Source organism: Sulfitobacter sp. M39, from assembly GCF_021735935.1.
Classification (GTDB): Bacteria; Pseudomonadota; Alphaproteobacteria; order Rhodobacterales; family Rhodobacteraceae; genus Sulfitobacter.
Window position 1 is genome coordinate 2,231,365 of sequence record NZ_WMDZ01000001.1, and the last position, 22,133, is coordinate 2,253,497.

Annotated in this window: 15 protein-coding genes and 1 pseudogene; 5 read left to right on the forward strand and 11 right to left on the reverse strand. The window is 50.8% G+C overall.

The annotated features are described in order from the left end of the window. Positions 1 to 286 precede the first annotated feature (286 nt). Together GLP43_RS10865 and GLP43_RS10870 are read right to left on the reverse strand one after the other, a co-directional pair. Positions 287 to 1,582 (reverse strand): hypothetical protein, encoded by a 1,296-nt coding sequence (locus GLP43_RS10865; protein ID WP_237279314.1) that lies wholly within the window; start codon positions 1,580 to 1,582, stop codon positions 287 to 289. Further along, entirely contained in the window at positions 1,579 to 2,166 is a 588-nt protein-coding gene (locus GLP43_RS10870; RefSeq protein WP_237279315.1) for a hypothetical protein, read from the reverse strand. Before GLP43_RS10870 ends, GLP43_RS10865 begins: the two co-directional genes overlap by 4 nt. A gap of 100 nt (positions 2,167 to 2,266) precedes the next feature. On the opposite strand from GLP43_RS10870, the pseudogene istA reads away from it, so the two are divergent. The 3 genes and pseudogenes from istA (at position 2,267) to GLP43_RS10885 (ending at position 5,337) form a co-directional block, all read left to right on the forward strand. Next, positions 2,267 to 3,797: pseudogene (gene istA / locus GLP43_RS10875) on the forward strand (IS21 family transposase). Next, positions 3,787 to 4,578, forward strand: a complete 792-nt coding sequence (gene istB, locus GLP43_RS10880; protein ID WP_237278124.1) for an IS21-like element helper ATPase IstB — start codon at positions 3,787 to 3,789, stop codon at positions 4,576 to 4,578. The pseudogene istA and the gene istB overlap by 11 nt, the downstream one beginning before the upstream one ends. A 276-nt stretch (positions 4,579 to 4,854) precedes the next feature. Then, positions 4,855 to 5,337: a CIA30 family protein gene (locus GLP43_RS10885; protein WP_237279316.1), complete on the forward strand. Its 483-nt coding sequence runs from the start codon at positions 4,855 to 4,857 to the stop codon at positions 5,335 to 5,337. Between the two features lie 209 nt (positions 5,338 to 5,546). Here the strand turns inward: GLP43_RS10885 and GLP43_RS10890 are convergent, their stop codons facing one another. The 3 genes from GLP43_RS10890 to GLP43_RS10900 form a co-directional block, all read right to left on the reverse strand. After that, positions 5,547 to 6,818: a Y-family DNA polymerase gene (locus GLP43_RS10890; protein ID WP_237279317.1), complete on the reverse strand. Its 1,272-nt coding sequence runs from the start codon at positions 6,816 to 6,818 to the stop codon at positions 5,547 to 5,549. After that, complete coding sequence (locus GLP43_RS10895; RefSeq protein WP_336885973.1) at positions 6,815 to 7,255, reverse strand: LexA family protein; 441 nt, start codon at positions 7,253 to 7,255, stop codon at positions 6,815 to 6,817. Before GLP43_RS10895 ends, GLP43_RS10890 begins: the two co-directional genes overlap by 4 nt. 169 nt (positions 7,256 to 7,424) lie before the next feature. After that, positions 7,425 to 8,147 (reverse strand): hypothetical protein, encoded by a 723-nt coding sequence (locus GLP43_RS10900; RefSeq protein ID WP_237279319.1) that lies wholly within the window; start codon positions 8,145 to 8,147, stop codon positions 7,425 to 7,427. Between the two features lie 408 nt (positions 8,148 to 8,555). Between GLP43_RS10900 and GLP43_RS10905 the strand changes: the two genes are divergently transcribed. Then, on the forward strand, positions 8,556 to 10,613 hold the full coding sequence (locus GLP43_RS10905) for a hypothetical protein (RefSeq protein WP_237279320.1): 2,058 nt from the start codon (positions 8,556 to 8,558) through the stop codon (positions 10,611 to 10,613). Positions 10,614 to 12,025: 1,412 nt separating this feature from the next. Here the strand turns inward: GLP43_RS10905 and GLP43_RS10910 are convergent. The 4 genes from GLP43_RS10910 to GLP43_RS10925 form a co-directional block, all read right to left on the reverse strand. After that, the gene (locus GLP43_RS10910; protein WP_237279321.1) at positions 12,026 to 13,006 is read right to left on the reverse strand and encodes a DGQHR domain-containing protein; all 981 of its coding nucleotides are present in this window, start codon (positions 13,004 to 13,006) and stop codon (positions 12,026 to 12,028) included. A gap of 471 nt (positions 13,007 to 13,477) precedes the next feature. Then, a complete protein-coding gene (locus GLP43_RS10915) occupies positions 13,478 to 14,656 on the reverse strand; it encodes a DUF4062 domain-containing protein (RefSeq protein ID WP_237279322.1) in 1,179 nt (392 codons plus the stop codon). Between the two features lie 355 nt (positions 14,657 to 15,011). Then, positions 15,012 to 15,467, reverse strand: coding sequence for a hypothetical protein (locus GLP43_RS10920; protein WP_237279323.1), 456 nt, complete (start codon positions 15,465 to 15,467; stop codon positions 15,012 to 15,014). A 148-nt stretch (positions 15,468 to 15,615) separates the two neighbouring features. After that, positions 15,616 to 16,260 (reverse strand): thermonuclease family protein, encoded by a 645-nt coding sequence (locus GLP43_RS10925; protein ID WP_237279324.1) that lies wholly within the window; start codon positions 16,258 to 16,260, stop codon positions 15,616 to 15,618. A gap of 393 nt (positions 16,261 to 16,653) precedes the next feature. Here GLP43_RS10925 and GLP43_RS10930 point away from each other — a divergent pair, with 393 nt between their 5' ends. Beyond that, the gene (locus GLP43_RS10930) at positions 16,654 to 17,448 is read left to right on the forward strand and encodes an LEM-3-like GIY-YIG domain-containing protein (RefSeq protein WP_237279325.1); all 795 of its coding nucleotides are present in this window, start codon (positions 16,654 to 16,656) and stop codon (positions 17,446 to 17,448) included. A gap of 99 nt (positions 17,449 to 17,547) precedes the next feature. Here GLP43_RS10930 and GLP43_RS10935 read toward each other — a convergent pair whose 3' ends face one another. Together GLP43_RS10935 and GLP43_RS16345 are read right to left on the reverse strand one after the other, a co-directional pair. After that, the gene (locus GLP43_RS10935) at positions 17,548 to 18,831 is read right to left on the reverse strand and encodes an McrC family protein (protein WP_237279326.1); all 1,284 of its coding nucleotides are present in this window, start codon (positions 18,829 to 18,831) and stop codon (positions 17,548 to 17,550) included. Further along, positions 18,831 to 21,632, reverse strand: a complete 2,802-nt coding sequence (locus GLP43_RS16345) for an AAA family ATPase (RefSeq protein WP_272903193.1) — start codon at positions 21,630 to 21,632, stop codon at positions 18,831 to 18,833. The genes GLP43_RS10935 and GLP43_RS16345 overlap by 1 nt, the downstream gene beginning before the upstream one ends. Between the last annotated feature and the right edge of the window lie 501 nt (positions 21,633 to 22,133).

Below are 22,133 nucleotides of genomic sequence, written 5' to 3' on the forward strand. Positions count from 1 at the left end.
CGTTTTTGTTGCTGCTCACCAAGAGGCAGCACCAAAACGAAAACCAAACCGGTCTACCGTTCCCTCCTTTGATCAGAGGGATCGCGCTTTTCTTAATTCTGATGTCGATCGGCATACCAACTAAAAGAAAATGAAAAGTTGGCTTGGGCCACTCGCTTCAATTCGCTGACAATGCCTTCCATTGCACAAACTCAGATATTCGGCGCGCCCGCCATGGCACCCCTCAAAGACCTCACTTGCTGGTAGTGAAAGTGCATGGCACTGAGCGATAGCGTCTCGTGAACATTCATGACCGGCGTCGCCCGCGGGCAGCTCGCATTAGGGATTTCGCGCGTCTGCCTGCTTGGCGCTTCTGCTGCTTAACCTGATAATGGCGAGCAGTCTCGCCACCGCCGTCCTGCCCGCATAACACGAGCGCCATCCAGGTATCCGCATCATCCAGTGCCTCTTCGTGCCATAGGGTTCGGACTATGTGTTCTCCGGTTCCGATATGCCTGCGCCAAGCCGTCGAAACCCAGCCTGCGCCCATTTTTTGACCGTATTTCGCAAACAGATACTGGCCATTAACTTCCTGAAGTCGCGTGGCAAGGCTCTCTTCAGAGCGGCCGGCCAAGACTACCGCATCCAGGAAAGGCGTCAATTCCGGCCACAACTCCGCGACGTAGTCCGAGCCCTTTTTTGCGGTACGCAGATCGACAGTCCAGGTATCCCGTTCAAATGACCTGGTCAGATGTACGCCTATCTGAAACCGATGCAAGTCGCCGATGCGGAGAGGAATGTTTACAGCCAGGCCGATGGCCAGAGCATCCAGAGTAAGATCCAATCGCGCTATGCTGCCCGACGGCATCGACACGGCCTCCTGTAAAAGCTCCTCTGAGAGCATCCAGCAATCCAAAATCTCAGTCGGGTTCTGGATGAGCCACTCTTCCTTGTGCTTGCGCTGGCGCTGTGCGAGCCGCGCAAGCTGGTTCTTTTTACGGCGCATCGCATCAAGGATGTCTGCGTGGTCGTCTTCGTCGAGCCAGCATGCGAGGACCATCAGTTCTTTCAAGCGGGAGCAACGCGTTATGGGCTTTGTCCCACGGCCCTTACTCGCGGACAAAAACGCCCCGACGCATACCATGTCCAATGCTGGCTTGCAGTCGGCTTCAATTGCCGCAAACACCAGTTGCCGAGCCGTGAACTTCAGGTTTGCAATGACTTTTGCGCTGGGCGGGATCCGATCATCGAGGGTCACAATTCCACGATCAACCTGAGCTCGCGCGGCTTCCATTTCCTTGATCGCGTGGTGCCAGGATTTCGGGATCTGCTCGATTGGCACAGACAGCAGGGGCTTACTGCCTGGGACGCGTGGTTCGACGCCGTACCGCTCCTTCTGCCACCGCTCTGCATTCCGAACACGCAAGGCCTCGCGGAGCTCCGGTGCCCAAAAAGGATATGCGGATTGCAGAGGGACCATGAGGCTTTCAAGTCGCGACTTGGAACCAAATGCCAAGAACATCTCGCGTGTCGGTGCGGCGTTCCCGGCCAGATGTGTGATGAACCGATCAAGAAGTCGGCTCTGTGCATCAGTGATACTCATGTCCGCGCCCTCCCTTGTAGGCGTTTGTTCTTTGCCGCGCGTAGTTTTGCTCTGGCCGAACGATGCGCCTTGCTTTTGTTGATCCAAGCATAGAATTTCCGGACCGTATCGGGATGGTCATCCAGAAGCTCGGCGGCCTCCTCGATCGCGTTCGGATCCTCGTCCAGCACGAAGAATGCAACGGCATGGCGCATTTCGTGGGTGTCCAGGTCGAGACCGCAGAATGCCAAGCCTTCCCCGATCAGGGCCGTGAAGACGCTCTTTTCTGCCGCGCAATCATTCCTGGGTGAATTGAACAGAAATTCAGACTCGGCATAGTTCTTGCCAAACGGGTGCTCGGCGATCAGCTTCTCGCGAACGGTTTCGTAATAGAACTGCAGGATTGGCATCGCTTCGAGCTCCATCTCGCCAGCGATGGAGTTGCCGTTTTTGGTGATTTCCCCCGGGAGATCAAGCCGCGCCACGCTTTTGAAACCCTCTGGCAGGATGAGCGTTGGGAGATCGCAGAAAACCCGCAGCTTGCGCAGATTTTGCTCTCGGAGCGGCTTACCGTAGAGCAAGATAGCCAAGGTGTTGATTGTCACCGAGAACTGACCCGGCAACTGTAGAAATTGTCATTGAGAATTGACCCATGTGCAACCTTGCCCCTGCTTGAATCAGCTGGGAGCTATTGGAGTGTTAGACATGGGATTTCTGAGGATTATTCGGAAATGGGCTCTGCGAGACAAGATGCCCATCCGCGAGATTGCGCGCCGGACAGGGGTGTCTCGCAACACGATCAAGAAGTATCTGCGGACAGGGATAGTTGAGCCCGAGTTCCAGATTTTGAACCGACCGAGCAAGTTGGACCCTTATGCTGATAAGCTGACAGGCTGGTTGCTGTCTGAGCAGCGTAAATCACGGAAGGAACGGCGAACGGCCAAGCAGATGCATGCGGATCTGGTTCAGCTCGGTTTTGATGGTTCATATGAGCGTGTCGCGGCCTTCGTGCGGAACTGGAAGGGCGAACGACAGCGTGCTCAACATACGACTGACCGTGGTGTTTTCGTGCCGTTGGTCTTTCAGCCAGGCGAGGCGTTCCAATTCGACTGGAGCGAGGACTGGGCCTATGTCGGGGGCGAACGCCTCAAGCTTCAGGTCGCCCATATCAAGCTGTCTCACAGCCGCGCATTTCTGGTCCGGGCCTATCGGCTGCAAACGCATGAGATGCTGTTCGATGCCCACTGGCATGGCTTTCGAGTGTTTGAGGGTGTTCCGGGGCGTGGCGTCTATGACAACATGAAGACAGCCGTCGACCGGATTGGCGTCGGAAAGAAGCGCGATGTAAACGCACGGTTCCTTGCGATGACCAGCCATTATGTCTTTGACCCTGAGTTCTGCAATCCCGCGGCAGGGTGGGAGAAAGGTCAGGTTGAGAAGAATGTGCGCGACGCCCGCCATCGGCTTTGGCAACTCATGCCCGCCTTTCCGAACCTCAATGCGCTGAATGAATGGCTGGAGGAGCGCTGCAAGCTTCTGTGGGCCGAGACACCGCATGGCAGATTGCCTGGCAATATTGCGGATGTCTGGGACGCCGAGAAGGCCGCGCTGATGCCACTGCCCACAATGTTTGACGGCTTTGTCGAGCAGAGCAAGCGGGTATCCCCCCACTTGTCTGATAGCATTCGACCGTAATCGCTACTCAGTGCCTGCCAGCTTTGCGAACCGCCCTGTCAGTCTCCGCATCTATCCTGAACGGCTGGTCATCGTCGCCGAAGGCCATGTGGTCTGCACGCATGAGCGCATTATTGAACGCTCACACCGTCAGCCAGGGCGCGTTATTTATGACTGGCACCATTATCTGGCGGTGGTTCAACGCAAACCCGGCGCGCTGCGCAACGGGGCGCCCTTCGTTGAGATGCCAGAAGGGTTCCGGAAGCTGCAGGATCATATGTTGCGTAGGCCAGGTGGTGACCGCGAGATGGTCGACGTTCTGTCCTTGGTGCTCCACCATGACGAACAGGCCGTGCTTTGCGCGGTGGAAATGGCGCTGGATGCGGGCGTACCAACAAAAACCCATGTCTTGAACCTACTTCACAGGCTGGTGGATGGCGCACCGATAGACCAGCCCGATGTGACCCCGCCTGCGGCCCTTTCTTTGAATAAGGAGCCCGAGGCCAATGTCGCACGATATGACGGGCTACGCACTACAGGAGGAACACGTCATGCGTCATGATCCCGCAGGCGCTGCCATCGTCATTATGATGCGCAGCCTGAAGATGCCGGGCATGGCACAGGCCGTGCAGGACCTGCATGAGCAGGGATCGCCCGCTTTCGATGCAGCGATCCCCATGTTGTCGCAGCTGCTTAAGGCCGAAATAGCTGAACGTGAGGTGCGTTCCATCGCCTACCACATGAAGGCAGCACGCTTTCCGGCATACAAAGACATCTCTGGCTTCGACTTTAGCGCCAGCGAAGTCCGTGAAGCTTTGGTCCGTCAACTTCATCGATGCGAGTTCATGGAGGCGGCTGAGAATGTAGTGCTGATCGGAGGCCCTGGAACGGGAAAATCGCATGTCGCTACCGCCCTCGGCATTCAAGCAATCGAGCATCATCGCAAGCGTGTGCGCTTCTTCTCCACGGTCGAGTTGGTCAATGCGTTGGAGCAGGAAAAGGCCCAAGGCAAGGCAGGAAAGATCGCCGAGGCGCTGGTGAAAGCCGATTTGGTGATCTTGGATGAGCTGGGATATTTGCCGTTCAGCGCTTCGGGTGGCGCGCTGCTGTTCCACCTTCTGAGTAAACTCTACGAGCGCACCAGCGTCGTTATCACAACCAACCTGAGCTTTAGCGAATGGGCCAGCGTGTTCGGTGATGCCAAGATGACCACCGCGCTCCTCGACCGCCTCACACATCGTTGCCACATTCTCGAGACCGGCAATGACAGCTATCGGTTCAAGGCCAGCTCGGCGACAGCCAAACAAAAACGAAAGGAGAAAGCGGCATTGACGCCATCATAAAGCAAAGAACATAACAACTGGGTGGGTCAAGTCTCAGTGACAATGCCGGGTCAGTTATAAGTGACAATCAACATACGGGCCTGAAGTTCAGCACTTTGGTAGTGATAGACGCGCTACGAATCATCGAAGCGGAAATCCGCATAGAAGTCCCGTCAGTATCGCGTACTGTAGCCCCAGCTAACGCCAATACAGAAAGATCTCTTTCGTTAATATCGCAACGACTGTGGCTGTTCATTTCACAGCGTACCCGCCCACCAAATAGAGTAAACCACAGGTATGAAGAAACAACTTAAACCGAAATGGGAATTCGTGTCGGACACCGTCATGGGCGGTGTATCGAGCGGTTGCATCGCAGAAGAAAGCGTTGGCGGCCGCGATGCCACGGTTCTTCGCGGTACAGTTTCGCTTGAGAACAACGGTGGCTTTATCCAGATGGCATTTGATCTTCACCAAGGTGGTGCAGATGTGGACGTGAGCGCGTGGGACGGCATCGAGATTGACGCATATGGCGATGGCGACTCCTACGATGTTCGGCTTCGCACGGCGCAACTAACCAGACCTTGGCAATCTTTTCGCGCCGATTTTATGGGCGAGCCACACTGGCAAAAGGTTAAGATTCCTTTTTCTTCATTGGTATCGCATCGGGTGGAAGCAGTATTCGACCCAACTTGCCTTAGACGCGTCGGGATATTGGCGATAGGACGCGAACGTGATGCCTGTATAGCAGTATCCAACATCGGGTTTTACTCGGCGAACTAAGTAAAATTCCTGCGTGCCAACCTATCGGGCTGAAGATTGTATCCAAGTTAGCGGCGCCGCAGGTCAGCCTTCTTAAGGTTCTATCGAGTTACTGGCGCGACCTCTTATCGACATTGCTGTGTACGACGGCATCATGCCCGAAGCGTACGGTCAAATTTAGACCTCTACTTCACAAGGAAAACCCAGCCGTTTGGACCGGTTGGCCTCCCCTATCTCACCACCGGCAGGTCTTCCATTCGCGTGGTATAGCGCGGGCTTCGATGATCTGCGCGCAATCGCCACGTTTGGTTCTTACCTTCGCTGGCCAGAACCATCGTCTTCTTCCCGAACCTATCGTTCACGTCATCCAAAGCCTTCATCAACTCCGGGGATTTCGGACGCGCTTGATCGAAGAGCGTTTGAGGACGATCTTCGAACCGCACCAGGTCATTCAGCATGATACCAGCCTTTGTGAAGCCATAGCTTTTAACGTCCGACTTAGGCCATGCGGCTTCCGCGCAGCGTCGTGCGGCCTCAACGAGATCAAAGGTATCCGACGACATCGGGGTCATGCGGGTAGTTCTCGATGCAGTATACTGGGGTCGATCTGGCCGGTGCTTATTGGTGTGGAAAAACACAGTCAGCGTACCAGCGACCAAGCCGTGCTGGCGTAGCTTTTCAGCGCCCCGTGATGCGTGCGCGGTAATCGCCTGGAACAGCGTGTCGAAGCCTGTCATCGGAGTGCCTGCTGACCGTGTTACAGCCATACCTTTGCGCTGTGGCTCTACGTCCTCAAAGGCGAGACACGCCTCACCCTGTAGCTCCAATACGATCCTCTCCAGCACTACAGTACCAACAGCCCGTGCCTGCCGGATTGGCAGATCACGAAGATCGGCTGCCGTGTGTACACCCAGGGCCTTCAACTTGTCGGTGGTCTTGCGACCAACGCCCCAGATGTCCCCGACTGGCACGCGTGGCAGCAGCCAGCGCGCAAGGCTCTCATCCATCATATCCAAGACCCCTGCAAAAATGGGGTTCTTCTTGGCGATATCGTTCGCACATTTCGCAAGCGTCTTGGTGGGCGCGATGCCAATACGTACTGGCACCCCTACTCTCCTTAGGACCGCTGCACGCAGCGCCATGGCATGTGCAGTGCGGTCCTTGAATCCGACGAAGTCGAGGAAGCATTCATCGATGGAATAGATATCGACGTTTGGCGTGAAGTCTTCGTAGACCTCAACCACCCGACGAGAGATATCGCCATAGAGGGTGTAGTTCGAGCTGAAGACGCGGATACCATGAGCATCAACCTTTTCGCGAATATGATGCAGCGGAGTGCCCATCTTGATCCCCAAGGCCTTGGCCTCATCGCTGCGCGCTATGGCGCAGCCGTCGTTGTTTGATAGCACGATCACCGGGACGTTCTTTAGCGTTGGATCAAATATCCTCTCAGCGCTCACGTAGAAGTTCGCACTGTCACTGATCGCAACAGGCCGCTTCATGCCAAGTCGTAACGCCGGACAACACCAGCGATGACGCCCCAGATCTCGCTATCCTCAGTTAGCTCGACGTCGGGGAACTGCTGCTGACTATTCGCAGGCGCGAGGTAGTACCTGTCACCACGCTTACGCAGGATCTGTGCTGTGACGGCACCTTCCACCACGGCCAGCACGGCTCTCCCGATGCGACGCTTGCCAGCACGGTCTACAGCGATGATGTCACCATCACGTATCCCAGCGTCCCACAGGCAGTCCCCTTCTACGCGCCACCAAAATGTCGATGCAGGATGGCGCACGACCCATGCCATAGGGTCAATCTCATCTTCGAGGTCGTCCCCAGCTGGCGAAGGAAAACCTGCGCTGACTGGTGTGCTGACAATTCGAACAGATTGAGATGGTATGTGGACGGGTTCATCAACTGGGTAAACTGGCGTGGGAATCCTAACTGTTCGCTATTTGTTCTCAATCTGCGATTCACCTGCCCGATGTCAAGTTTGGTTTGGGGTAATGCGGACAGGAGACTGGCATCAGAACGAACCGAGTTTGCAAACTCAACGATGGAGGATAGCGCCCTGACACCCTGCCCTGCTTACAGAAGGTGAAGAGGCCTCACTGGAGGTGCACCGATTGAAGCAAATTGTCAGTGTCTAACTTCAAAACACTGCGCCAGAGCGGGCTTTTAAACACGTGGACAGCGCGCATTTCCGCGCCCTGGTCTTGGGTCGACATCAGCAATCCGGCCCATTCAAGCGGTCGTAAAACGCAGGCCTTAAAGGCGTATATGTCCCGCCTGGCAGCATTGCGGTCACTCTCCGGTTCACCATAGAATTTTTGGTATAGGGCAACGTCGCTGATGCCGTGATCGGCCTCTACGTTGATCACATTCATCCAGACATCCCAATTCCCGAAGGGCTGGTCATCAAAGCGTGCATAAGAGGCGTGATCTATCTGGTGTACAAAATACGGGATCAATTCGACAAACAGGCGACCAGGGGCTTGTGCTAACTCTTTGCCACGTTTGGTTAGCTGAAACTCATCCTTGAAGTGGCGACCAAGGCGTAATTCGATCATCAGGAAGTGCAGTACTTCGAGCGGCGCGAAGTCGGTTTCGTTGACCACCTTATGATAGCGGAACACCTCATCCGCACCTTCTCCGGGCCAGTCAAAATTCTGTACAGCCCAATGAACGAAGGTACGCTTGAACGCTTTGCTTTTGGTGGTCCCTATCGATCCGTGTTCCTGCGTATATCGCAGCGTTAGAAGAGCTGCCCGCAGGAGCGGTGATCGCATTAGGTCGGGATGGTGGTCAGCGAGAGTTTGGTATTCGATCATACCTGGAACGTCTCACACACCGCGTGGCTGCGCCATGATATTCGCGGTAGCCGAATGCATAGGGAGCAATACAAGACGGATCCAATAGTAGCGAAACGTATTTGTGTACGCCCCAGCAGTTCGCGGCATGCTGAACGGACTTTATTGCTTTGGTCAAAACAGCGAAACGAACTGTTAGCCTGAAATTTCGACATACGAGATCGGCGGGAAGCCAACCTTCGCTGCACACTCAATGAAGAGCTGGTTCAGTCTGCCCCGCTGTATGCGCAAATTACCAACGACATGGCTGGAGTGGCTGCGCAATCGCGGGAGTTGAATCGACACAAGTATTGAAAATGACTCCAAAGTCGGCTCTCATGACTTAAATGTTTGAGGGCATTTTTTTAGATCACTATTATCGGTGGGAAAATGAGATATTTCAGGATATTCACGTTCGCGGCTGCTACGGTGCTGGCCTGTGCAGTGTCTGCTGAAGAAACTACGCAGATAATTGAATGGGAAGTAAAAAACAGGTTCGGCCCCTTTGCCACCCAGAGCGACCCTGCAGGCCTATTCGAAAACTACAAATTGCTTGAGGGGGAAAGCTTCGAAAGCTGGCACAACCGTCTTTCAAGTGAAGGCCTACCTTCTCCCTATTACGAAGCCCTCAAAGCACGTCAGCACGAAAAGATGCACTGGGATCAGAGCGTCAGTCGACACCAAGACAAAATTCTCAGCTACGTCAGACATGAAAACGATATCAGCACCACGGTTGCTGTCGCCGCTCACGTGCCTTCAAATGAACAATGTAGTTGGACGTATCGAGGGCAAGAAATAACGCAGCCATGCGACGAAGACTTCGAGTTTCATGTGCCAATTTCCGGTGCCACAGTGCGAGTTGCTTTCGCAGGCCATGAAATAGAAAAGCTGATCGAACCAAGTCATATTGTGATCGTAGGTTTGGGGGATAGTTACGCCTCTGGTGAAGGCAATCCGGACTATCCCGGTGAGTGGAAACCAGACCAAGTCCTTCCAGGGAACAACGAACTCGAATGGCTGGTTGACTATAGGAACCGTCTAATTTCGCCACCTGAGGCCTTTGACGCAAAGACCAACCACTGGGTTGATGATACTTGTCATCGCAGTTTTTACAGTCATCAGAGTCTTACTGCGCTTAAAGTCGCCTCAGAAAATAAGCATTCGTACGTTTCCTTTTTGCACTACGCTTGCACTGGAGCCGAAGCCTTCGACGGCTTGCTTGCCCCACAATATCAGGCCTGGGGTGAAAAAGGGGTTTTTGTACCGTTCTCGCAAGTCAATTTTGCGATCCGTGAGCTCTGTCAAGACGGGAAACCTCTTGGTGAGGCCGCACCACATTATGAATCTGTTTCACAGAAAGAGACTGCGGGTATAAGCATTGCCGCTTTCCATCGACGGGGTGGCCCGGGCAACCTGCCACGGAGCCGCAGCAATCTCATACCTGATCCAAAACTGGACGCGTTTAGCCGATTTACGAAAAATCTGCGTGACAAAAACGACGGCCATTTCCCGCAGTCCGGTCTATTGACTTGCGAAACGGGGAAGATGAGAACCCCAGATTATGTGTTTTTGAATGAAGGTGGGAATAGCATAGGATTTGCTGATATCGTGCAGTACTTTATTGTTCCTTCGCGGTGGAAAATAGAGAAAGTCGGGAGGCGTTTGTTCCCTGAGGTTTGCCCGAATCCGGCCTATCGTGTTGACAGAAAATACAATAGGCAGCTCCACGATTATTGTGAAGATTTAGATAGAGAGATCAACTATCACTCTGGCGATTTGATCAGCGGGGCGTCAAAATCATTGGGAATGAAGGACCGATATACATTATTGTTCAATGTATTGGAGTATCGCTTGGGGCTTGAGCCAAGAAAAATTGTGATGGCTCAATATCCCGATCCTATGCGTGAGACTGGCTCTTCAAGCCCTGCTTGTAAGCCTCTTAACTCAGTGGACTTTGAAGTGCGTGGCGACCCTGCTGGCGTTTTCAATCCGCAAAGTGCGTGGAGTGGCTTGAAAGCTGTAGCCCCGAAGGCGCTTATTCGCACGTTGAGTAACATCCCAATTGGGCGAAATTTTCGTGAGTGGCAGTTCAACCTAACAGCAAGTGATGCTGGCAATGCTTTGAAACAGTTTGATGATTTGCGAGTAATTTTGGCCAATACAGCTACCAGTCGAGGAATATCTTTTGTGTGTGAAACACGCGATGCGTTTGTCGGTTATGGGTGGTGGAAGGGAGCTCGCCTCAATCTCCCCAACACCAAACCATATTGGGCGATTTGGGACTGGAAACCTTATGCCTATGAGGCCGAAACACGTGCGATTCGAACGGGAAATGATACGATTATCACTCAGCCTGGCGAAAAAAGGATAACTGGCGCAATTCATCCAAACCTAACTGGACATCGGCTGATTGCTCAAGTCGTCTACGATAGCGTCTGGGGTAACTAATCAATCATGGAAATCAGACCCCAATCGACTATATGTCGATTGGTGCTCAAAGTCGAAATTCTTACTGTTGAAAGACGTTGACGTACGCTGGAAGCGCCAGTTGGCCGCTTGCTGAACAGCAAGATTGTCCGCACTGTTGACCGTTGGGCCTTGGATTATGCTGCGCGGTGCCATGAAGGTCCGGTATGGGGAAGCCACGCTGCGGCACTTGTGATCCAGTCCAGTGACCGCAAAGGGCGGTTCTCGTCGATCTACATACGGGGCGGAAACCAAACCTTCGCCGCGCTCTGGATAGAGGGCTGCTACGCGGACCAAACTGTCGTCCACAAATTCCGCCCCAATGGCCACTGCCAACCCAAAGCGGACATGAAATCTGTCACATTGTGCGGAAAGCGGGAGCCTGCTGCGAGTTCAGTAACAGGTTCGTGCAAGATTTATCAAAAGCTCCTGAAAGAAAGCTCGAGGCTAAATATGTTCAACAACACAGATTCTTCACTCTTACATAATCTCTAATCAAGTGATGGCTGACATTATTCCCATCGGATAAGACGGAGTTAGTTAGATCAAGCGCAAACTGACAAAAAGTTAGTGCGCAATTGGTAAACCTGATCAAATCGGTTTGCCCAACGAGGCATTGAAACCGTCCTTCCAATACACTGAGCGCTATTTCCTCGAACGAGCCAGTAGGGGGAAACCGTTTCCCGCCGTAAGGATACCAGGTTTGTAATGCAAAGCGGTATTGGACTTGGTTTCGGGTGTAAGAAAGGAAGTTACCAGTCCTAAATTTTTGGTCATCCGTAAGTCGAGCGATATGCTCAGTCAAGAGTTCAACAGTCGCATCTCGCGAAGCTTTAGGTGCTGCGACAGCTACGGCTCCGGACCGTAATTGGTCCAGGATATCGACAACTGTGGACCATGTGTCTTCATGAGAGTTTTTAAGCGGAACAAATGTCAGAGCACCTAAATCATTAGATACATCGACACGAAAGAAGCCCTTTTTGGGAAATGTTAGCCCGGTTACTTTGGCAACTTCCTGTATTCTCGCAAATTCGGTTCCATCTATATTGGAACACATGACACCGAACAATCTGAGAAAAGCGTGCGCACTATAGAAAGCCGCATAGTAAGCGCGAATTACGAACCAAGCGGTGTTACGAGGCGACCTTGTGTCAGTCACAATTCCTGACAGTGATTCAAGTGCTGCGCGCGCAAATTTACTGCAGTCACCAGCACAAGCGGATTTCAGTTCGTCTGGCATGTAAGGTCGCAACTTGACCAGTTCTCCCGAGGTTTCAAAAACATACCGTTGCGACGCGACAAAGGCTTTGAAGTCTTGGAGCTGAGAGCTATGCTCCACCATCAGGTCTCGACGTATCTGCCTCTGGAGTGCTATTGGAATATCTACGTCCATTTCAGAGCAGAAAGTCGGAATCCAAGCACTCCTCAAAGTGCTTAACCAATGGTTTGTAAGCGTTTTTCGCTTCCTTCACTTTAGCTGGTCGTAACTTATCACGGGCAGGATCCAGTATTTCTGAAAAGTAATCGTAAGTATAGACAGACCCGTGTCTGTATTTAGTCCTCCGAGCTACAGTCGGAAAAAAGCCACTTATAGCTTTAAAGACGGTTGGTTGATAGAATTCCACTGCAAGGCCGCGGGGTTGAAACACCGTATCAAATACCGCCTGATAGTATGAGGCCAGAACCTGATAAACATCTTCATCAGACATACCTCCAAACAGCTTTACCAGCGGGCCGACCGCAGAGTTAAAAAGCGTTCTGGTTATTTTCCCACTTACCTTTTTCGCAGATGAAAGTTTTCCATAGAGTATTGTGGAGGGGTCATCTTTAAACCAGTCGAATATGACTCTCATTCTTGCTTCGGCATCATTTTCATATTCGGCCATCTTTTTAATATCTAACAAAAGCTCGGTTGGAACACCTTTCTGCTTAGAGTTAATGTCAATGAACAATCGAGACTCTTCGCGCTTGTTCAGATTATCATAGATGACAACCGGTACCCGCAAATTACTTTTCGCCAACGAGAACCCATAGACTCGGTGTTGACCATCTAAGATAAGAAACGCTTGTTGGATGTCCTTAAAAGAAATGCTTTTCGCTTTCGGGGAGTAAACGAGATCAGCATCATCCTGTGCAGAGAGCACGATGGAACTTGGTACGGTGCCTAAACCATTGTCGATATAATCGGCAATATCTTGAGCCCTTTTCCTATCCAAAACTCGCTGGAACCCTGCGATATTATCTTCTTCGCGGCTGATTGCGATACAAGTTCGTGCAAGCACTTCACTTTGAATAGTCGTCGTATAAAATTTGTGTTCACCTTGTGTCACCAGACTTACGGTTCCGAAGCTTAGACGGCTGGGCTCTTTTCTCATTGAAAAATACCATTTCCTAAATTAAATTTGGCTTTGTATAGAGACAGCTAAGCTTGTCACACCAGAAGTTGTAAACGCAACCCGTGTCTTCACAAACGGACAAAGGCAAGACACGGTGCAGCATCGGATCATTTCCCCCAAGTCTGCTACATGCCTCGCGTGAACTTGCAAAGTGTACCAACTGCACATATCCATATCCGCCGCTCGCGCTAACCACGGCATCCGTCATTGTGGGCTCGAATAAGACGTTAACTGCAACGAGCACCAAGGTCGGCAGAGCGGACCTTTCAGACCTTCGCGGCAAGTGCGCCAATGTCCGGTTCAGCGAACTGCTCAATAAACGTCCGTTTCTGGAAGGCTGTGCGGGTAAGGTGAATGTCCGAAAAGATTCACTTTAAGCCAGGCTAAACGAGGCCATAAGATTTTCCTTGGAATTTTTGAATATGATAAAAGCTCTGCTTCTAAGGCCGATTATTGTTTAATGGCGCTTAGCGTCGTGCCAATATTTACAGAGGATTCCGAAAGAAAATCCAAAACTTCGCTGATGGATTTAAGTGTGCGTCTTTTGGCTTGATTTAACTTAGAAGTCATTCTTGGCGTTGCTGATATTGCGCGTTGAAAATTCGCAATCTGCGCGTGAACATTATCCAGCGTTGACTTCATATTTTCAAGTTGATCAACAAGTTCGTTGACTTCATCTATACTGCTAATTCCGTCTTGCCGGGAGATCATAACGGCATGCTGCATACCACGAAGCGCTGCAGAAAATTCACGCTTTAGATCTGGTGTCGCTTGGTCAAGTATATGAGAGTAACGCTGCATTTCTGCAGCAACCTTCTCTATAATTGGCTTGATAACCTTATTATCTTGTCGAAACTCACCCGTTAGGTCGATTTTTCTGAGCTCAGTAGTTCGAGTTTCTATCTTGTCGCCCAGTTTTTTTGTCGCTGTAGTTATTGTTTCCATGGTTTCAGTGGAGTTCTCAAACGCATCCAACACTATGTCCGAAAGCTCCATCAACCCAATATCTTCATCAAACTCACTAACCTCAATGAGCGCGCTATCAGTGTTGGGCTTCGATGGTATCTCAGCATCGCCTCTATTTTCATTTACGGTAACGCGGCTTTTTAGGCGTTCGATTGCTTTAATAAGTGCAGCCACCACCATGGTTTTCAGGCTGTCGTGAGTGTCAAACTCACCGTACACACCAAGCCCGCCAAGCTTCTTTTTGAAGTTGGCAACCTTTAATAGCTGCTCGGCATCAATGATCGTTTCAGATTTTCTTGGATCTTTGAAGTAGAACAATATTTCAGGGCCATTTTCTTTATTTCTACGCCGTTCATAGGCTCTATAAAACTCCTCCTCCGTACCCGATTCATAGTTTTCAGTTTGCTGTCCAAACCGATTGCAGAGAATTCCGACAAATATATCGTACTCATCTCCGACTTCTTCATTTATTACATCTTGCGGCGAGCTGCCGATTTGGGAGGATACATCCTTTTCCCAGCGGATAGGATTGAGCCTAAAACCTTCTTTTGCACCGCTAATTTGATTAATTTGCTCTATGGCTTCTTGAACAGTATCGCGCTCCGCCATGACATCTGACGGTGATGAGATGAAAACATCGTAGCTCTTAAAATCTTTTGCCATGGGAAACCTCAAATACAGCTCTAACTAACATAACGCTGTTTCACGCAAGTGTATATGGGACCAAGCAAAAAGCTTCATAGGCCTTTTCCGTTACTGCCGCCATCATTCTCTAATGATCTTAAAGCGAACAAACCTCATTACAGAACTTGCCTGCCAATCACACTCATTATTGGTAGGGCTGAGAAACGGTCGATTTTCGGCTGCCAGAAACCCCGTTCAAAGCTTAAGCATTTGTTGAAGGTTTTTGACTGCCTCACAACAGCGGACATACGTGGATCGTGCAGAATTGGTCAATTCGGGCTCGAACCGGACCTTAGCTGCAAAAACCAAGAAGGTCAGCTAAGGGCCGTTTATTTTAGGACTTAACGACTTCAACACCATAGGCTTCGAGCTTAGATTTAGCAGCTTGCACGGCTTCTGCAGGAAACCTCTCGGCAAATTCGACCACGACGTATTCCCCAGTATATTTAGCTGCGTCGGCAGCTACCAAGGCCTCGAAACCAGGAGTTACTTTTGGATCAAGTGCCCAATCCGTCAAGGTTTGTAGAGCCCCCTTGGCCGCGATTTTTCGACGGGTGTAGCTGGCCTGTTGTTTGCGACCGTGTTTCTCTCTAAGGGTTTCCTCATAAGCGGTTACCGCCTGCCATAATCGTCGTTCGATAGGGTCACCGTAGTCACAGGCAGATAGCTCATATATGCGAATTCTACACGCATTCGCTATATCTTTTCGCTTCAAGCGAACTGCGTTCGTCAGAAGCCTGCGAACTGCCTCGACATCTCTCATTGCACTTGGATTTGGGTCTTCAGTCACAGATTGATCCCCTTTGCACACTTTTCAAGGTAAAAAAGTTTGCCCTAAAATTAGCGCTGAGTATACGTTGTTATCCGCTCGCTACCAGTTGAGGTCAAAGACCCAACAACGGCTGCCACACCGCATCAGGCGGACTTGCTGATGGGTGTTAGCTTTGGGCCGTTCCTTCATTTCCCTTGCTTTGACCATTCTTTTGCGCGTCAAACTTTTCCCAAACATGCATGCGGCCTTTCTGACGTGCATCGGCAAGCCAAAGTTTCTTGCGGACCCCCGTGATCTCAAGATTACCATATTTACCACCTGAGAACTTCGGCCAGTCGATAGCGAGCCCCAGCTTGACCATTTCCTCGGACAGGTCACGACCATCAGGAAGGAAGCACTTTGCGACTGTGCGGCCAAATTCGTCTTCATCAGTAATCTCGGCGCGTATACTATGCCCCTTACACAGATTGACCATCGCCCACTTGGCCTTTTTGCCGTAGGGGTGATGTAGTTCAGGCGCATCTATCCCGTGAAGGCGCACTTGGGTCTTTTGGATCGTAATTGTGTCACCGTCTGTAACGTATGCTGGCCCTTCCAACACGCGTGGCAGCGTGACCGAGTGAGCGGTCGTTTCATCGAATGCTTCGCCCCATGCTGGCGTATTAGACTGCGGCGCTTTTGGCTGCGCAGGAGAAGCAGATATGCCGCGAACTGTGTCATCGGCAGACGTCTCTTTAACGGGGTGAGTTTTTGACTTGGACTTCTGCCGATAAGACGGCTTGAACAGCGCTCTAAAAAGAAATTTCAACATAGCTCAACTATAGGAGGCAGTGCTACTCAGGGCAAACAAATTGAAAACGAAGTAAGAGCCAACATCATCAGTCTCTCGTTAGATTGAATATGTTTAGTGTTCCAAGCTCGGCGTTCGCCCAGCGATGGAATAGTTTGCCCTCAGCTAAAGTTCGGAATGACTGGCCGCATCGCAGCATTGCAGCATTGCAGGTTATTAACGAACGGCAGCAATGGGACGTCCACTACATAAGTGAAGTTTATACAAAGTGTCGGTTTTGCCTAACTTTACTATTAAGTGCATCAACCGGCCCCACGCTGGGAATGTCTCTTGCGCAAAAGATAAGTTCCTTTCATCATGGAATTCGTGATTTAACTGCTATTTGCATTTCGAATTATTGTAGCTGGGGTTGTAATGGACGCATTTCCTATTGGCGTTGGTGAAAAGCTTAAATTTTATGTTTACCGTTTGATAGACCCGCGAAACGGTGAAACTTTTTACATTGGGAAAGGTAAAAATGACCGTATTTTTCAACATGCCAAAGCGACTAAATCTGCGGATGTCACGATAGACGTCGATACAAATTTTGATTTAGACGAACTTCAAGACGACGATGAGAGCCTAAAAGTCTCCCGGCTAAACGAGATACATCGCGCGGGACTTGATGTCATCCACGTTGTCCATCGTCACGGCATCGAAGATCCGAAAACGGCATTTGAGGTCGAAGCTGCGCTTATGGACGCCTTTGCAGGGCTTTCAAATGTTTCAGGCGGCCATCACAGCACTGATCGCGGTCCAATGCATGCCCTACAAATCGCAGATAAATACGCCCTTCCTGAACTTGCATTACGAGATGAAAAAGTCATTCTGATCAACATAAACTCCGCAGATTATAACTCTACAGCTGAGTTATTGGACCGCACAAGGTATGCGTGGCGTATCTCTCGTCAGCGTGCAAAGAAAGCGCAGTATGTCCTCGCGGTCATTCACGGCGTTGTTCATGGAGTGTTTGTACCGACTAATTGGTATCCAGCTACTGCAGAGTACTTTCCCGCCGAGCGCTTCGGTGCGACGGATCCACTTCGGCACGGGTTCCACGGTCAAAGCGCACCTGTTGGTGTATGGGAGCATTATGTCGGGCTACGTGGCAAAAGATTGCCTGAAGGCATGCGACATGGTCAAAATCCAATACGGTATTACAACTGTTAAAGCTCAAGCATCCGCAATTATGCCTGCCCTCATGCATGTACAAGTAATATGATAACGGAGCCTAATCTTCATAATTTAGTGCGATTGCACCAATACCAGTTACTTTGTCATCACCAGTTTCGACAAGGATGCTGTGACAGTCGAGTGTCGTCGCGATACGTCAATGGTCGATATTAAGAGCTTTCTGGAAGCCCCAGCGGTGCCAATTGCATAAGTTTGTTGCGGCGGGGAGTCAGATAGCCCTTGGTGGTAGGGATATAGCAGCATGACGCGATCGCATTCGTAGAGCTCCGAGTAAGCCATCATTTGGTAAACATCGCTCTGGTTGATCCCATACTTTGCATCCTCAATGCGTGGAGAAATGCGCTTCCATTTAGTGTCAATAACCGTAACCACTTTATCTTGGTGACGAATTAGGATGTCGGGACGCGTTCCAAACCGGCCCTGATCTCCCTCAAACAAACAGGCTTTCTTGCCTCCTTGCGTAGAAACACTGAACGAAGATCCTGCAAGCCCGCGTTTGAGCAGCTTAGCGACGTATTCCTCGAAAAGAACATTCATTTCGAACAAGAGCGCGTGGCCGTTACTGTTCCCCGCATTTGTTGTTTGGTGGCGATTGCCCAAAAGCAATTTCGCAAGTGAAAGTAACTCAAGCCATCGGTCATTGGTCCGATCAAGAGTAATGCGGTCCCAGCGAACCGCTGATGGTGCCACGTCGGTAATTTCCGCATAGACAAAAGAGAGTTCGCGCAAAGACCGTAGGTTGTCTGCAGCAGTTGAGATCCTTGAAAGCTTAAGGATTGCAGCTTTCATGACGCGGTTGAGATCAATATCCGGGGATAGTTCATCATACTCGCAGGCCAGATTTTGAGGTTGTGCGGCTAAAACAGAAAACTGCCTTGAGACGTCCAGACGCCCGCGTAATGAAGGCAGATCATCTTCGTGGTCAATGTAGCGCCGGGGGATTCCGTGCCGTACCGCTTCGGTCATTTTGCGGCAGAAAATCCTTATCAGAATCTCAAGCAAGGTATCACGCTGCCATCCCAAACTCGCTGTCGTCCACGCATCGATGCGAAGATCGCGCGCCACAGAAAGCATGTGAATGAGACGCCTACGTAATGTTTCTGGGGCTGCCTCTGCCTCCCCTGAGGCATCAATTTTCGGAAGTATCTCAAGCTGGCAATCTGCAGCGGCAATTACCCCTACCACACCACGAGCACGTAGGTGTTTTCGCCGGTGTTCCAACACACCTTCACCACTACTGCCTGACAAATTAGAATTGCGTGCGGCTTGAGCCAAACAGTCGGCCTGACCTTCGGATATAGGAGCGCCATCGGTTCCAAAGGCAACCTTTTCCCATTCTCGGATGCTCAGCTGGATCATCAGTCGGTCAATCGCGAGTAGTCAAATCTTTCATTTTGATTTTTCACAAGCCAACGGAACCTTGTCGGGCCATCTGCTTCACCTTCCATGCCTGGCGGTACCTCCAACAGCTCACGCTTCAGAAAGCCGCCTGTGATTGGGCCATCATGTCCCTCTGCATCCCCCAACACTGCGGCCACCTTATGCCAGTCCTCAAAGAAGTATTCTGCCAGCAGCGGGATCACCTTATGGCGCATAGCTTGGTCAACACTTTCACGTGACGCGCAGCCAATGAAATAGGCATGCCCGATCCGATGCTCGCGATCATATAGGTACTCAATACGATCGTTGATTACCCTTAAAATTCTGGGCAGGTCGAGCCCGCAGTGCTGCGCCGCGTCGCGGAGAGTTTCAGGGTCAGGTTCAATCTCTTTAAAGTCAAACCTTCGACGCAGCGCTGTGTCGAGAAGTGCAATCGATCGGTCAGCGGTATTCATCGTGCCAAGGATGTGAAGATTGGGTGGCAACCCGAAATCTTCACCAGAGTAAGGTAGGCGTACCTTTAACGCATTTTCCATTCCCAACCGTTTGTCCGGTTCGATCAACGTGATCAGTTCACCGAAGACTTTAGAGATATTGGCACGATTAATTTCATCGATAATTAGTACATGGGGGAGCTGCTCGAGAACGTCATTTTCATTCACCCCATTGATCAAACGTTTGAGACCGGACTTTTTAAGCTTCCTTTCCCCGAGGCGGTAGATCGATCGCATCGTGAAGTTTGTGTCATAAACTTCTGATACCGGAAGCCCCTGACGGTCCACCCAAAGCCAGTTTACAGCCCTTCTATGGCAGTATCTTCGATTATCTCTTTGTTTATATACGTACTCACCGGTAACTTCCCCGATAGCTCGGAATAGGCTGTTTCCCTTTGAAACTATTATGATATCTCCGACCTGAACTTGATTGCGGAAGGCGTCGACCAGTGCGACCTGACCAGATTGCATCGTGATAGGTCCCTCACGGCGTCCCTGCGCTTCGCATATCTCCAAGATTCTTTTTGGATCAGAATATTTTGGATCACTGAAATCGATGTCTTCCCATCCCAATAGAGCGTGCCCTTCGGCAAGGGCCTCTTCGAACAGATATTCTTCTGAAGTCGCCCCAGCACGTGCGATCGACATCTTAAAAACCTGTCTACCCTCTAAGGAGAAGTCATCCTCCGCATTGATGTCGGCTCCCCCAAACTGAGCTTGCTCTGCCATTCGCCGTATAATGCCTGGAACTGATTCTAAGCGAAAACCGGCTGCAGAACCGCCATCTCCTTCCGCATCGGTGGTAGGTTGTCGCCCTTCAACAAAGTCTTCGTAGGACATCGATTGATGAAACGTTACAAATTGGATCCGCTTTTCCGCTTTCAGACGGTTGTACACGTCCATAACAGACCCACGGTTTTGAGGGACTTGTTCGCCGCAAAGGCGCAGTGCCTCTGTCGCTGTCGCATGTGTTTTGCCAGTCCCAGGTGGGCCATACAGGATCAGGTTTTTCGCTTGTTGCATTTTTAATCTCTGTTCTGGCCGTGGTGTCGCTACTGACAGGGTTGCCACGAGAGAACCAGTTAGATCGTATGTGAATTTGGTTGTACTGCTTAGTTGTGGTTCTGTGTGGGTGGGCTGGGGAAGGCCCGTCATTTGTTGGAGCTTTGGACCCCGAAGTGCGTTGCAAATGTTTGCGTGTGCGTTGTGCAGACCTATTTCTTTTGCTAAATCCCCTGCCCTGATCGTAACCGACGTCTGCCCCGCCTTGCGGGCTGGCTCGATGTGATAGTTTACAGCGCATGCTCGGATCCGGTCGGCATCTCGAATGAGGTGGCTATAGCGCTCTGGCGGCATTAGAGGAGTGTTCTCCTTATCGACGATAATATAGCCAGCATTGTGAAGGTGTGCTGCTGCTGCACCAGTTGACCATCCACCGTTGAATTTTGTCTTTCTCAAAATGAAACCTACTAAGGGCTTTGTTGGATAAAGCGCTTTCGGCGTGTCCCTTGTCGAACGGACCCAAAAATCTTTTGGGTTGCCAAACGATGAAAATATTTCGGAATGCGCGCCCGTCTCTTCATATTCATCGTAAGCCGCCATAGAAGCTTCTATGTTTATGCGAGAAAATAACTCGGTTTGGTCCTGTTCTCGGCCGTGATCGATTAGTTCAAAGCCCAGCTCTTTCAAACGTTTAAAAGACTGGCTTTCACCAAATCCGTTGAAGAACTCCTTTGCCGTCAAAGCCAATCTACCTGGCAATTTTGCGATAGCCGCAGCGACGATCGCCTTAGCTGGATACTGCTTCGGTTCAGCATCGCTTAGTTCTACCTTAGCCACAGGCCGAAGTGTCCAAACTTGTGGCTTTGCAAAGCTGCGGTTCTGCAGAAATGCTTCAAGTCCTTCAGCGTCACAGTCGTCCATGGCAGAAACAACTTCTTGTTTCGTCAAATCACGGAGATATTGTGAGTGTTCGAGTTTATTGGGCATAGATGAACTGTTGCGAATAAAGTCAGCGTAGAGGCTGATCGACTGACGCACGCTTGCCAGCCCGTTCCTCAGATTGCCATCTATCCGAACGGGCGATGGGTTCGGCGCATTTACTCTCTCGTCTTCTGCGCCGTACTCGAACTGACGCAAAAGGTCTTCTAACTTCTGATTAGTCAGAACCTCATCCAAATCGCCAACTGCATTTTCGACGCGGCGCGCCGTGCTAATTCGGGAAATTATTGATCTCTCACTTTGCCCGTTAGCTTCGAGCCACTTCTGGAATTCAGTTTCTTGCATCTATAACTTTCGATATTCTTACTCGGCTTATTGTATTGTTGCCGCCTGCTGCTATTTGACCGCTTTCTTAACGCGACTTTCAGCAAATGCCGTAAATAACCATCCGCACGTAAGCCTTGCCGGAAAATTTTCAGAACACAATGCGCATTCCGCGTTTCCCCGGCTCTACGACTTCCTGTCAGAGAGAAGCGAGTGTGTACGGATCCGCTGGGAATACTCTCTTCGTTCCTATTGCCTGATATCATCCATCGATATTCCGTTTTGATACGTAACCTGCGGATTTTGAGGGACTGCAGAGTAGGACGAGTATTCAGAAAAGACTCAAGGTGCGGCAAGACTGCACGACATTCAGTCTGCTCGTATAGCGCCTCCGCCATAATCTCTGGTAGGAAAATGGGTCTTGCGCAACGAACCCATACCGTACACAGCGACCTTAAACGAACGCGACTTAGAACGTTCAAATTAGATAATTATTTTTGAGAACGTCTGGCAAGTTTGAAA